The sequence below is a fragment of the Marinitoga sp. 1138 genome (assembly GCF_013363265.1).
Lineage (GTDB): Bacteria > Thermotogota > Thermotogae > Petrotogales > Petrotogaceae > Marinitoga > Marinitoga piezophila.
The window spans coordinates 12,800-27,664 of the sequence record NZ_LBFA01000013.1; the positions used below are offsets into that span (position 1 = coordinate 12,800).

A 14,865-nucleotide genomic window follows, 5' to 3' on the forward strand; every position below is an offset into this window, starting at 1 on the left:
CATTTCACCCCCGAATATTTTGTTATGATATCATTATAACATAAGAACCCATAATTCGCAAAGCGAATTATGGGTTCTTATTTTTGATTATAATCACATAACTCTTTTATTGGACAAATATCGCACTTCGGATTCCTCGCCTTACAAATATTTCTTCCATGATAAATTAACCAGTGATGCGCCTGTCCCCACAAATTCTTTGGAATTACCTTCATTAAATCCTCTTCGGTTTTTTTAACATCCTTTGCATTTGCCAGTCCAATTCTATTTGCAACTCTAAAGACATGTGTATCAACCGCAATTGCATCTTTTCCAAAAGCTACGCTTAAAATCACATTTGCTGTTTTCCTTCCAACTCCCGGCAATTCCATTAACTCTTCTCTCGTTTGTGGAATTTCTCCATTGTACTTTTCAACCAAAATCTGACATGTTTTTATAATATTCTTGCTTTTTGTTTTGTATAATCCAACACCTTTAATGTATTCCTCAAGCTCCTCAGGATTTAATTTAGCAAAATCATACGGTGTTTTAAACCTTTTAAACAACTCTGGTGTAACTTTATTTACCTGATTATCTGTAGTTTGTGCTGAAAGCATTACAGCAATTAACAATTCGAAATTATTACTATATTTCAACGCTGTTTTCGATTCGGGATAGGTTTCTGATAGTATTTTTAATATCTTTTTTATTTCCGATTTTGATTTTTTCATTTATTTTATCACCTCGATATTTATTATATCATATTTATCCTATCCTGATTTTAGACGATTAAAGTTATGGTATAATAGATAAAGAATGTTACTTTTAATATAAAAAGTTTTAACTTTTCAGGAGGGCTATAATGAACCTAAGGCAATTATTTGAGAATAAAAAATTCGAAAAGGTTATTAATCTATTTTATTCGAAAAAAGATAGAACAGAAGAAGAATACATAATCGCAGCTTTAGCTTTTTTAAATTTGAATAAAGTTAACAAAGCTATTTCTACCTTAAAAGAACTTTTAAGAAAGAATCCTGATAACTTAGATGCTCTTTTTAATTTAACCACTATATACTATAAAAAGAAAAATTGGAACAGGATTAAAGAATTTGGTTTAAAATACTTTGAAAAAGATCCAGATGATTGGGCTATTAATGATATATTGGCTGAGGTCTGGCTATTTGAAGGAGATTTTGATAAAGCTATTACATATTTAGAAAATGCTTTTAAAGCTGCTCCTAAAGAAATGACAAAATATTTTGAAGCAAGAATATCTTTTTTTAAAAATAAAATAACCAATGCTAAGAAACTGCCTAAATTAGCCTTTATCTGTGCTAAAGGGCTGGATAATTTTATTAATGAAATTATAGAAGGTTTATCAGAAAATTATTGGGTAAGAAAATTTGTTGTAACCACAGATAAAGAAATCTATTCCGCTATTGACTGGGGAGATATTATCTGGTTTGAATGGGCTAATGAAGTTGCTATAATCGGCAGCAATTATTCTCAAACACAGATTAAACCAGTAATATTGCGTTTACACAGTTATGAAGCTTTAAGTTATTACCCAACAAAAATAAACTGGAATAATATTGACAAATTAATTCTGGTCGCTGAACATATTAGAGATATTATAAAAATGTATATGCCTGATATTGAAAACATGGTAGATATTGAAATAATTCCAAATGGAATAGATATTGAAACAATAAACTTTAAAAAACGCCAAAAAGGATTTAATATTGCCTGGGTTGCACACATTTCTCATAAAAAAAATCCTCCTATGATGCTTCAAATTATAAAAAAATTAGTTGAGAAAGATAATAGATATAAGCTTCATATTGCTGGCGATTTTCAGGATATGAGATATGAAATATACTTAAAACATATGGTAAAAGAAATGAATCTTGAAAATAACGTCATTTTTTATGGTTGGGTTGATGATATGGATGAATGGTGGGAAGATAAAAATTACTTACTCTCCACAAGTGTTCATGAAGGTCATCCTTATAATATTATGGAAGGAATGGCGAGAGGTCTTAAACCTGTTATTCATAATTATTATGGCAGTAAAAAACAATGGCCAGAAAATTTAATATTTAACACAGTTGATGAAGCAGTAAATTTGATAATAGAAGATAAATTTGATTCTAAAATGTATTATAACCATATAAAGGATAAATGTGATTTGAAATATAATATAAAATCCATAAAAAATATACTAAAAAATTTAAATCAAAAACAAAATATAAGTAATTACCTGAATTTGTTTAAAAAAAATCCCGATGATATTCAACTTAATGAATTAATAATGAATTACTATTTAAATAATTCTGATTATAAAAGCTTTATAAATTTTATTGAGACACAATTTATAAGAAGTAACATGGAATTAAAACAAAAGATTTCATATTTTTATAGAAATTTATATTATAAATTTGATAATTATTCACGATTTAATTATTTATCAGAAAAACCGTTTATATATTTAGAAAATGAAGGTAAAAAATTTTTTGATAAATACTATAATAAATTTTTTAAAACGAAAAATAGCAATCAAAAAAGCAAAATAAAATTTCTTTTTATTTTAAATGGTTTAGATTATTACCAAATTTTGTTCAGATTTGTATATGAATACATTATAAATAGCAAAAACAAAAATATAGAATATTATATTTTAAGTTTATTGGATTACAAAAGTTTCAATAATGCTGATTTTGCAAAAAAAATTTTAAATGATGCAAATATAAATTTTTTTATTCCAGAACCTTCAAATAACGCTGAAGAGTTAATAAAACAATATTATAAATTTATTTCCGAGATAAATCCTGATATCTCTTTTTATCAATCTATATATCTGGCCCCATATGGAATTTTAATTTTTCCGCTTTTAAAAAAAATTTCAAAACTTGTAGGCCGACATATAGTTCAGGATATCGAACCCTATTTTGATAAAAAAATAGATTTTGTATACACTGGAATAAATGAAAAAAATATACCAAATAAAAATATTTTCTTGAAATTACCCCCGGTCAATAGTACTCTAATTAATAAAAACCTTGATATAAGAAAAGATTATAATATTCCTAAAGATAAACAAGTAATCATATCTGTTGGGCGAGAAATAAAATATAAAAATATAAAATATTGGGAGGTTATAAAAAAATTAAGTGATGAAATCAATGACATTATATTCATATTTTTCGGACCATCTTATACAAACTTTTTCAAAAAAGTTATTCCTGAAAAATATATAAAAAATAATAAAATAATTTTAGCAGGTCCAAATTTAAATGCTCGAGCATATTTAAAAAGTTGTGATTTTTATATTAATTCAGCTCCAAATGGTGGCGGAATTTCTTTTAATGAAGCATACTATGCAGAATTACCCATTATAACCTTTATAAAAAAATTTGACAATAATGAAATCACTATAGAAAATAGAGTTAATTATTTACCTGACATGTTTTATGAAAATGCTTTTGATATCTTTCCAAAATTCGAAAATTATGAAGAATTGTATATTTTTGCTAAAAGAATTATTCTTGATGAAAATTTTAAAAATTTTATTCAATCAAAAAGAAAAATCTCCATTAAAGAACTTGAATATCCAACTTTTGTGCAAAAATTTGAAGATTTTTTCATAAATCTATTTAAGCGAAAAAGGTGATTTAAATGAAGATCGCTATATTACAACCAAATTATATTCCGTGGAAAGGTGTTTTTGATATGATTAATAAGGTAGACATATTTGTCTTCCTTGATGATGTACAATATACAAAAAGTGATTGGAGAAATAGAAATATTATAAAAACTCCAAACGGCAAACAATGGATAACTGTTCCAGTAAAAAGTAATAGCATATCTCAAAAAATATACGAAGTTCAAATTTCCCAAAAAATAAATTGGCAGAGAAAACATTTAAATTCATTTATTGCAAACTATTCAAAAGCGAAATATTTTAAAGATTTTAAATGGTTATTAGAAGATTTTTATATAAAGCATTCTTGGACAAGGTTAAATGAATTAAATATTTATACAACAAAAAAAATTTGTGAAGTTTTAAATATTAAAACACAATTTTATGTTTCTTCAGAACTTAATATTACCGGTGAAAAAAATGAACGATTAATAAAAATTATAAAATCATTTAACGGGAAAGAATATATCAGTGGGCCTGCAGCAAAAAACTATCTTGATTTTAAGCTTTTCGAAAAAAATAATATAAAAATCCGTTTTATGCAATATAATTATCCAGAATATCCACAACTCCACGGAGAATTTATTCATGAAGTAACCATTTTAGATGTTTTATTCAATTGTGGTAAAAACGCTAAAAAATTTATCTTTCAAAAAAACTTTTAATAAAAATAAAAAATGTTGAGTAATGCAACTTCTTGGATATAATAAAAAATATTTATCCGAATTTGAAAATATGAAATTATAAAAATATGTAATATTAAATGTTTTAAAAAAAATATTTAATTTATTTAATTTCTCTATATAAAAAACATAATGAAAGGAGCGAAATGAATGATAAAAAAATTAACTGAAACTGATTTTGAATTTTTAAAATCAAAACTAAATTCCCGAATAAAAGATGAAGAAAAGAATGTATTTCCAGAAGTTGTTTTAATAGATAATATATCTTATTGTAATTTAAAATGTTTTATGTGCCCTCATAAAGAAATGAAAAGAACACCAGGAATAATGAATTTTGAATTATATAAAAAAATTATAGATGAAATTGCAATTGAAAATCCAAATACAAGAGTTTGGATTACTTTTTTTGGTGAAGGATTAATGTTAAGGGATTTAGATAAAAGAATAAAGTATGCTAAAGATAAAGGTTTAAAAGATGTTGTATTGAATTCAAACGGGAACCTTTTAAATGAAAAGTGGGCTGAACGTTTAGTAAAAGCAGGGTTAGATGCATTATATGTTGGAATAGATGCTTTTAACAAATACACATATGAAAAAATACGTATAAAAGGTAATCTAGAAAAAGTAACAAAAGGTGTTTTATTATATAAAGAAGCTTTAAAAAAATGGGGAACAAGTAATCAAAAATTATATGTTCAATTTGTTGAAATGCCAGAAAATGAAAAAGAATTAAATGATTTTATAGAATATTGGACAAAGCATGAAATTACAGTAAAAGTCAGACCAAAAGTCAGTTGGGCTGGAAAAGTAGAAGCAAGTAACCTAAAAGATTTTAAATATCGTCTTCCCTGTAATTGGGCCATGAACACTATAAATATATCCGATCAAGGACATGTTTGTATGTGTGCTGTAGATTTAAATTGTGAAGTAACTTTCGGGGATATAAAAAAACACTCTATAAAAGAAATATGGAATACTACTTTAAAAAAATTTAGGTTAAAACATTTAAATGGAGAATGGGATAGGCTACCTGAATTATGTAGAAATTGTAAAGACTGGCAATCAAGTTATGCTATTTACATTGATTCAAATGAATTAAAGGAGGAATAATAAAATGAAGAAAAATTTTAAAATCTATACCGATTTCTTAACACACATACCAGAAAAATTTCAAATGCGAGAAGAAGCAAAGGAATTCCCTATGATGGTTGTATTAAGCGTTACTTATGTTTGTAATGCAAAATGTCCATCGTGCCCTTACACAATATCAAATATAAGAAATACTTATTCAGATGCATTATTTATAAATGAAGACTTATTCAAAAAAATTGCTGATGAATGCGGACAGTATGGATCATACATAAGGTTAACGGGTGGTGGAGAACCTATGCTTCATCCAAAAATGGTTGAACTTATTGAATATGCTAAAAAAGTTGGAGCTAAAATTGGTTTAATCACTAATGGTTCCTTATTCAATGAAGAAAATTCAAGAAGATTATTATCAGCAAATACCGATATGATAGAATTCAGTGTTGATGCTGCTGATCCAGAAACTTATTCTAAATTTAGAAAAGGACTCGATTGGTTTAATTTAGTTAAAAATGTAGAAAGAATGGTTAGATTAAGAAATGAATTAAAAAGTGAAACTAAAATAATTGTTAGTGCAATTGTTCAAGATGGAGCAGATCCAGAGAAAATTTTAAATTTCTGGAAAGATAAAGTTGATCATGTTCAATTAAGAAAATTCCTCACTTGGGGTATGGGAGATCCATCAAAATCTGCTGACCCTACACCTTATCTCCCTTCAACAGCTCCATGTCCATGGCCATTTGAACGATTAAATATTGATTCCAGAGGGCAGGTGGCAATGTGTGGATATGATATAGCTTTCAATACGAATCTTGGAAACGTAAAAGAACAAAGTATAAAAGAAATATGGCTTGGAGAAGAATTTGAAAAAATTAGAAAACTTCATCTGGAAGGAAAAATGGATGAAATACCTTTATGTAAAAATTGTACAGATAGAAAATACAGAACATGGAATTATAACTATTATAAACTAGTTGAAATAGCTGAAAAAAACAAATCAAAAAAATTTAAATGAAATTGGTGAGAAAATGTGTGGATTTGTAGGATTTAGTGGTCAAAAAAATCTAGATATATTAAAAACTATGACAAATTCAATAATCCATAGAGGTCCTGATGAAGAAGGATTTTATTATGATGAGGATATAAACCTTGGTTCAAGAAGATTAAGTATAATTGATATAAAAAGCGGAAAACAACCTATACACAATGAAACAAAGGATATATGGGCTGTATGGAATGGTGAAATATATAATTTTAAAGAATTAAGAAATGAACTTTTAGAAAAAGGACATATATTTTATACCAATCACTCTGATTCAGAAGTTATTGTTCATTTATACGAAGAATATGATTTAAATTTTGTGAAAAAGATTAATGGTATGTTTTCAATTGCTATATGGGATAAAAAAAGAAAAAAAATCATTCTTGTTAGAGATCGGGTAGGACAAAAACCTTTATTTTATAGCATTTTAAATAATACTATTATTTTCTCTTCGGAAATAAAAGCTATTTTAAAACATCCTAAATATGTAAAAGAACCTAATTTCGAAGCTATTTATCATTATTTTACGTTTAAAAATATTCCGGCACCAATGACTGCATTTCAAAATATATATTCCTTATTACCTGGAGAAATGTTAGTTTTTGATTTAAATAAAAAAGAAAAAAAACTTATCAAATATTGGGAAATTGACTTTTCAAAACAAACAACCGACTCTACGGAGGAAATAAAATATAAAATAAAAAATTATCTTGAAGATTCTGTAAAGCTCAGAATGATTAGCGATGTCCCTATAGGAGCTTATTTGAGTGGTGGATTAGATTCCAGTGCTGTTGTATCAATTATGTCCAAATATTCTAACTCCAAAATAAAAACTTTTTCGCTTGGATACACTACTTTTCTTGAACATAAAGATGATGATATAAAATCTGCAAGACATATATCTGAAATTTTAGATACCGAACATTATGAATATTATATGTCTCCAAATGAATTAATAGAGGATCTTCCTGATATTTTAAGATCATTTGACAATCCTTTTTCGGGAACTATTTCTACATTTTTTTTATCAAAGTTGATCAAAAAACACGTTAAAGTTGCTTTATCTGGTGATGGAGCAGATGAATTATTTGCAAGTTATCTTGCTCCAAGACTTGCTCAACCGTTATATTACTTCGAAAAACTTTATAATAAATATAAAGAAAATAACCTTTCAGAAAACGAAAAAAATTTATTTAAACCTTTTGAAAAAAATATGAGTTTTTTAGAAAAATTATATTTGTTATCCAAAGGAAAACAATACATATGGAAATACAATATTTTACTATTTAAAGATGCAGAAAAAAGAAACCTTTTAGATAAAAATAAATTTTATTTTGATGATATTAATACTTTAGATTTAGTAAAAAATGATTTTTCTAAATTAAAAGCTATTGATCCTTTAAATAAAATATTAGAATATGAATGGAAAACTTTACTCCCAGATCAAGTTTTGGCTTTTGTAGATTTTCTTTCTATGGCCCATTCCATTGAAGTAAGATCACCTTTTTTAGATTATAGATTAATAGAATACGTTGCTTCAATACCAGGAAATTTGAAAATAAAAAATGGTATAGTAAAATTCATATTAAAAGAATCGTTAAAAGATTTAGTACCTGAACGAATTATTAATAGAAAAAAAGAAGGATTTGTTTTACCAATTTTCTGGTGGTTAAAGAATGAAATTAAAGATTTTGTTTTTGATACTTTATCATTCAATCGATTACAAAATAGTTTATTTAATAAGTCTTATATTCAAAATCTCTTAAAAGAATATTATGAAAAAAATGAAAATGATTTTACTTTAGCTGCAAAAATCTGGAACATCGTTTCATTCCAAATATGGTGGGAACTTTATTTTTAATATTGGAGTGTGAAAAAATGATAAACTTTAATAAAGTATATTACGATCAAAAAGAATTTAAATATATAAAAGATTGTATTGCCTCTTCAAAAATAAGCGGTGATGGTAAATATACTCATAAAGTTCAAGAATTTTTAGAAAGAAAATTTAAAGCAAAAAAAATACTTTTAACCACATCTGCTAGTACAGCACTGGATATGGCTTCTATTCTAATAAATATAAAACCCGGAGATGAAGTTATTCTTCCTTCATATACTTTTGTTTCCACTGCTAATTCAATTTTATTGCGTGGAGCAAAACCAATATTTGTAGACATTGACAAAAAAACTTTAAATATAGATATAAATAAAATAGAAGAAAAAATTAATTCAAAAACACGTGCTTTAATCCCTGTTCACTATGCAGGTATTTCTTCTGATATGGATAAAATATTATACTTGGCTAAAAAATATAATTTATATATAATTGAAGATGCAGCACAAGCAGTAAATGCAAAATATAAAAATTCTTTTTTGGGAACTATTGGTAATATAGGAGTTTATAGTTTTCATGAAACCAAAAATTACACATGTGGTGAAGGTGGAGCCATCATTTTAAACGACGAATCTTTTATTGAAAGAGCTGAAATAATTAGAGAAAAAGGAACAAATAGAAGCAAATTCTTTAGAGGTGAAATAGATAAATATACATGGGTTGATATTGGATCAAGTTTTTTAATTTCAGATATATTATCTGCATTTTTACTCGCTCAAATTGAAAAAATGGATTATATACTTGAAAAAAGAAAATGTATCTATGAAAAATATTATGAAGGATTAAAAGATTTAGAAGAAAGAAATATTATAACTCTTCCTATAATTCCTGAATACAATAAAAGTAATTATCATATGTTTTTTATTCTTTTAAAAAATGAAGAAATTAGAGATAATTTAATGTATAAATTAAAAGAAAAAGGTATACAAGCTTTATTTCATTATATACCCTTACACATATCACCAATGGGGAAAAAACTTGGGTACAAAGAAGGTGATTTGCCTATTACAGAAGATGTAAGTAAAAGAATTTTAAGGTTACCATTTCATTTACATTTAACCGATAAAGAAATTGAATATATAATAAAATCAATTTATGATATATTAATGAAATGAAGGTTGATTGACATGAAAGGAATTATTCTTGCTGGAGGATATGGAACTCGTTTATATCCTATAACCTTAGGGCTTAGCAAACAATTATTACCCGTATACGACAAACCCATGATCTATTATCCATTATCTGTTCTAATGTTGGCAGATATTAGGGATATTTTAATTATAACGAATCCTGAATATTTATTTTTTTATAAAAAATTATTAGGAAATGGTAAAGATATAGGAATTAACCTTAAATATGCTGAGCAAAAACATCCTAAAGGTTTAGCAGAAGCTTTTCTCATAGGAGAAAAATTTATAGGAAAAGATTCGGTATCTCTTATATTAGGAGATAATATTTTTTATGGAACAGGATTTACCACAATATTAAAAGAAGCTTCAAAAATAACAAAAGGAGCTCTAATTTTCGGATATTACGTAAATAATCCTGAACAATTTGGTGTTGTTGAGTTTGATAGAAATTTTAATGTTATTTCTCTCGAAGAAAAACCCGATAAACCAAAAAGCAACTATGCAATACCTGGCTTATATTTTTATGATAATACAGTAATAAAAAAAGCAAAATCGCTAAAACCTTCAAAACGCGGTGAATTAGAAATTACAGATATTAATAAAAAATATTTAGAAGAAGAAACTTTGAAGGTTAAAATATTAGGTAGAGGTTTTGCTTGGTTAGATACTGGAACATATGATGGATTAGCAAATGCAACTGATTTTGTAAAAACAATCCAAAAACGCACGGGATTATATATCGCGTGTTTAGAAGAAATTGCCTATAAAAAAGGCTGGATAAATAAAGAAAAATTAAAATTTTTTGGAGAAAAATTTAAAAATACTGATTATGGAAAATATCTTCTAAGTATCATTAATGAATGATAAAAATGGAGGTTAATATGCCTTATAATGTTACATATATTGGAAACACAGCAAAAATTTCAGAATACATATTATTTAACGAAAATTATAACTTAAAATATTTAATTTGTGAAAAAGACAGAGTTACAGATGAATTATTAACTTTTTCTTTAATTAGAAATATAAAATTACTGTTAATAACAAACACAAAAGAACTTATAAAAGTTATAAATAATATGGAAAACATTGATTTTTTTATTGTTCATTCTTTCGGCAAAAAAATTCCCATAAATAAAATTAAATATAAGGAATTTTATAATTTACATCCAAGTTTTCTTCCATTTTATAAAGGTAGAAATCCTATATTTTGGGCAACTATAAAAAATGAAAAATTTGTTGGAATGACACTTCATAAAATAAACGAATATTTTGATGAAGGGGATATTATTTCACAAATTAAAATCCCGTATTATTTCTGGGAAACTCCTTATGAAATTGAAGAAAAACTTCTTAATTATACACCAAAATTATTAAATGATTTAATCAAATATAAAAACGGTACAATTAAATCAAAAAAAAATAAAAAAGGATATTATTATCCAATATTTTCAGAAAAAGATATAATAATAGATTTAGATAACGATGATTTTTCTCTTATATACAACAAGATAAGATCTCAAAGTTCTTATAAGGGGGCAAAAATCATTTTTAAAAATACTATTTTATGGATTAAACAATGTACATTTACATTTATTAATAAAAATACAGACGATAAACAACATACCTTCTACATTAAAAATAATTATTTGTTTATCCATATTAGAAACAATATATGGATAAAATCAAACAAATTTTTACTTGAAAAAAAACAAGGGGAAATATAACAATGAACATATTAGTAACAGGAGTAGCAGGATTCATAGGAAGTAATTTTGTATATTACTATCTTGAAAAATACAAAGACAGAAAAATAATAGGATTAGATAAATTAACATATGCAGGAAATTTAGAAAACCTTGAAAAACTAACACCAGAACAAAAAGAAAGGTTCATATTTATAAAAGGGGATATAAACAACACAGAATTATTAGAATACATATTTGAAACATATAAAATAGAAGGAATAATAAACTTTGCAGCAGAAAGTCATGTAGACAGATCAATACATGATCCACAAATATTCTTAAAAACAAATGTACTTGGAACACAAACATTATTAAACGTAGCAAAAAAATACTGGCAAAAAGACACACAAAAATTCAAAGAAGGAGTAAAATTCTTACAGGTATCAACAGATGAAGTATATGGATCATTGGGACCAACAGGATACTTCACAGAAAAGACACCATTAGACCCGCACAGTCCCTACTCAGCAAGTAAAGCATCAGCTGATCTAATAGTAAAAGCATACCATGACACATACAAAATGCCAATAAACATAACAAGATGTTCAAACAACTATGGACCATATCAATTTCCAGAAAAATTAATACCGTTAATGATAAACAATGCATTAAATCATAAAGAATTACCAGTATATGGAGATGGGAAACAAATAAGGGATTGGTTATACGTAACAGATCATTGTAGAGCAATAGATTTAGTATTTGAAAAAGGAAAAAACGGAGAAGTATACAACATAGGTGGTCATAATGAAAAAGAAAACATATATATAGTAAAAAAAATAATAGAAATACTCAGAGAAAAAACAGGAGATGAACAAATAAATGAAAATCTCATAACGCATGTAAAAGACAGACTTGGACATGATAGAAGATATGGAATAGACCCAACAAAAATAAAAGAAGAATTAGGATGGGAACCAGAAATAATGTTTGATGAAGGAATAGAAAAAACAATAGAATGGTATTTAAACAATAAAGAATGGATGGAAAGAATTATTTCTGGTGAGTATTTGGAGTTTTATAGGAGAAATTATTATTAACTTTTAATATATAAGTTATTTAAAACATAATAAAAATACAAAGATATGTTTGCTAAATATATCTTTTGCAAATATACTTTTGTATTTTTTTAATAGGAGAAGATACTATGAAAATGATAAATCGTGAAAAAGAAAAAGATTTTTTAGAAAAAAAAATTTATTCAAATAAAAGTGAATTAATAATTCTATATGGCCGAAGAAGGGTTGGAAAAACCTTCTTACTGGAAAAAACCTTTGAAGAAAAGGCTGTATTTTTCACTGCTGATCTTTCTAATACTTCATATCTAATCAATAGATTTTCCAGGGAAATAATATCCAAACTTCCAAATTTTCCCGGAAATATCCAGGTTAATCAATGGGATGATTTTTTTGGTTTATTGAAAATGTATTTACTACAAAATAGAGATAAAATAATAATATTCGATGAATTTCAATATATTCCATTTCAGGATTCTTCATTTATGTCTATATTCCAAAGATGGTGGGATACAGAATTCAGTAAGATGAATGTCAATTTTATTTTATGTGGTTCATATTCCGGAATGATAGAAAAAATCGCACTTGAACACAATAGCCCATTATATGGTCGAAGAACCGGACAATACAAAATATTACCCATGGATTTCTTTGATTCTTCAAAGTTTCTTCCTAATTTCAATATTGAAGATAAAATATATATATATAGTATAACTGATGGTATTCCACTATACTTAAAAGAATTTTCTGAATTTTCTAATTTTGAAGAGGCACTTTTTAATAGAGTGTTTTCACCAGGGGAATTTCTCGTTGAAGAAGGAAAATTCTTAACTATGGAAGAATTTAAAAAGGATCCTTCAAATTATTTTTCCATTATGCGAGTAATTGCCGATGGAAAAACTACACCTGTAGAAATTTCAAATTTCAGCGGCGTGGAAAATAGAAAAATTTCCACATACCTTTCAAAGTTGCTGGATGTTGAATTAATAAAAAAGGAATTTCCCGTTTCATTAAAAAAACCAAAAAGAAAACCGTTGTATTATATAAATGATGAGTATATAAAATTTTATTTTAAATATATTTTTCCAAATATAGATATAATTTATAGGGGACACGGAGAGCAACTTGTTAAAAGTATCCTTCTGGAAATAAATAATTATACATCATTTACTTTTGAAAAAATAGCAAGGCAATACATAGAAAGAGTTGAATCACCACAAAAGATTGGAAAATGGTGGAATAAAGATATAGAAATTGATATTGCAGCTATAAAAGAAAACAAAGTAATTGTTGGAGAATGTAAATGGACAAATAAAAAGGTTGATAATAGAGTTTTGCAAAAGTTACAGCTGAAAACTCAAAAAATGATAGAAGAATGGAATTTTGAACCTGATGAAATTATTTATTATCTATTCTCAAAATCAGGATTTACAAACATTTTAGAAGCAGAAAATATAAAACTTATTGATTTAGAAAGCTTATCAGAACTTATATAAAATTTACTTTTAAAGTTTCATATAATATCAGCAAAAAACTTCTGGAATTATCCTTTTAAATTCCAGAAGTTTTTTATATTAATCTGTTATGATATAATCAATATAGAGAATTATTAAACCGATTTATACAACCAAGAGGTGAAGTAAATGAAAAAGAAAATACCATATGGAAAGCAAAATTTTGAGGTAATAAGAAAACAAAATTATTATTATGTTGATAGAACAGAATATATAGAAAAATTGGAAAAATTAGATGAAACATATATAGTATTTTTAAGACCAAGAAAATTTGGAAAAACATTGTTTTTAGATACACTTGGAAAATATTATGATATTAATTATAAAAACAAATTTGAAGAATTATTTGGAGATTTATATATCGGCGAAAATCCAACACCATTAAAAAATGAATATTACATATTATATATGGATTTTTCAGGAATACAAACAGAAAACAAGGATATATTAATAAAAAGTTTTAAAAACAATGTAATTGTATATCTTGAGAATTTTAATAGTAGATATAATTTAAAAATAAAAATAGAAAAGGAATTCAGTGAACCAGCAGATATAATAAGAGCATTCTTAAACAATGCAATTGAAGTATTAGACAAACCAATATACTTATTGATAGACGAATATGATCATTTTGCAAATGAATTATTGAGTTTCAATCTTGATCTGTTCAGAAATAGCGTAACAAAACATGGATTTGTAAGAAAATTCTACGAAGAAATAAAAAAAGGAACCAAGACAATTATAGAAAGAATATTCATGACAGGAGTAAGTCCAATAATGCTGGATTCATTAACCAGTGGATTCAATATTACAAAGAACAAGACTACAGATATAAACTTCAATAAAATGCTTGGATTTACAAAAGAAGAAGTAATTCAATTACTTGAATATTATGAAATATACTCTGATAAATTATTAAAGGAAATGGAAGAGAATTATAATGGCTATCGATTCAATATAGAAGCAAAAGAAAAATTATATAATCCTGATATGGTATTTTATTTCATAACAGAATATCAATCACAACAAAAACCTCCACAAAAAATAATAGACGACAATATATTAAGCGA

The 14,865-nt window shown here is 25.9% G+C and carries 12 protein-coding genes; 11 read left to right on the forward strand and 1 reads right to left on the reverse strand.

Translation table 11 applies throughout. The annotated features are described in order from the left end of the window. Positions 1 to 77: 77 nt before the first annotated feature. A complete protein-coding gene (nth, locus tag XO11_RS05105) occupies positions 78 to 710 on the reverse strand; it encodes an endonuclease III (protein ID WP_014296520.1) in 633 nt (210 codons plus the stop codon). Positions 711 to 841: 131 nt separating this feature from the next. On the opposite strand from nth, the gene XO11_RS05110 reads away from it, so the two are divergent. The 11 genes from XO11_RS05110 to XO11_RS05160 form a co-directional block, all read left to right on the forward strand. After that, positions 842 to 3,649: a glycosyltransferase gene (locus tag XO11_RS05110; protein WP_175418263.1), complete on the forward strand. Its 2,808-nt coding sequence runs from the start codon at positions 842 to 844 to the stop codon at positions 3,647 to 3,649. A 5-nt stretch (positions 3,650 to 3,654) separates the two neighbouring features. After that, a complete protein-coding gene (locus tag XO11_RS05115) occupies positions 3,655 to 4,344 on the forward strand; it encodes a WbqC family protein (RefSeq protein WP_175418264.1) in 690 nt (229 codons plus the stop codon). Between the two features lie 168 nt (positions 4,345 to 4,512). Further along, complete coding sequence (locus tag XO11_RS05120; RefSeq protein WP_175418265.1) at positions 4,513 to 5,472, forward strand: radical SAM/SPASM domain-containing protein; 960 nt, start codon at positions 4,513 to 4,515, stop codon at positions 5,470 to 5,472. Positions 5,473 to 5,476: 4 nt separating this feature from the next. After that, positions 5,477 to 6,466, forward strand: a complete 990-nt coding sequence (locus XO11_RS05125; RefSeq protein ID WP_175418266.1) for a radical SAM/SPASM domain-containing protein — start codon at positions 5,477 to 5,479, stop codon at positions 6,464 to 6,466. Positions 6,467 to 6,479: 13 nt separating this feature from the next. Then, on the forward strand, positions 6,480 to 8,354 hold the full coding sequence (asnB, locus tag XO11_RS05130) for an asparagine synthase (glutamine-hydrolyzing) (RefSeq protein WP_175418267.1): 1,875 nt from the start codon (positions 6,480 to 6,482) through the stop codon (positions 8,352 to 8,354). Positions 8,355 to 8,371: 17 nt separating this feature from the next. Beyond that, the gene (gene rffA, locus XO11_RS05135; RefSeq protein ID WP_175418268.1) at positions 8,372 to 9,502 is read left to right on the forward strand and encodes a dTDP-4-amino-4,6-dideoxygalactose transaminase; all 1,131 of its coding nucleotides are present in this window, start codon (positions 8,372 to 8,374) and stop codon (positions 9,500 to 9,502) included. 12 nt (positions 9,503 to 9,514) lie between these two features. Beyond that, entirely contained in the window at positions 9,515 to 10,381 is an 867-nt protein-coding gene (gene rfbA, locus XO11_RS05140; RefSeq protein ID WP_175418269.1) for a glucose-1-phosphate thymidylyltransferase RfbA, read from the forward strand. A 17-nt stretch (positions 10,382 to 10,398) separates the two neighbouring features. Further along, complete coding sequence (locus tag XO11_RS05145; RefSeq protein ID WP_175418270.1) at positions 10,399 to 11,244, forward strand: formyltransferase family protein; 846 nt, start codon at positions 10,399 to 10,401, stop codon at positions 11,242 to 11,244. A gap of 2 nt (positions 11,245 to 11,246) precedes the next feature. Next, positions 11,247 to 12,305, forward strand: coding sequence for a dTDP-glucose 4,6-dehydratase (gene rfbB, locus XO11_RS05150; RefSeq protein ID WP_175418271.1), 1,059 nt, complete (start codon positions 11,247 to 11,249; stop codon positions 12,303 to 12,305). Positions 12,306 to 12,412: 107 nt separating this feature from the next. Next, entirely contained in the window at positions 12,413 to 13,777 is a 1,365-nt protein-coding gene (locus tag XO11_RS05155) for an ATP-binding protein (RefSeq protein WP_014296523.1), read from the forward strand. Positions 13,778 to 13,924: 147 nt separating this feature from the next. Then, positions 13,925 to 14,865 (forward strand): AAA family ATPase (locus tag XO11_RS05160; protein WP_175418272.1); only part of this gene is annotated, 941 nt, incomplete at its 3' end.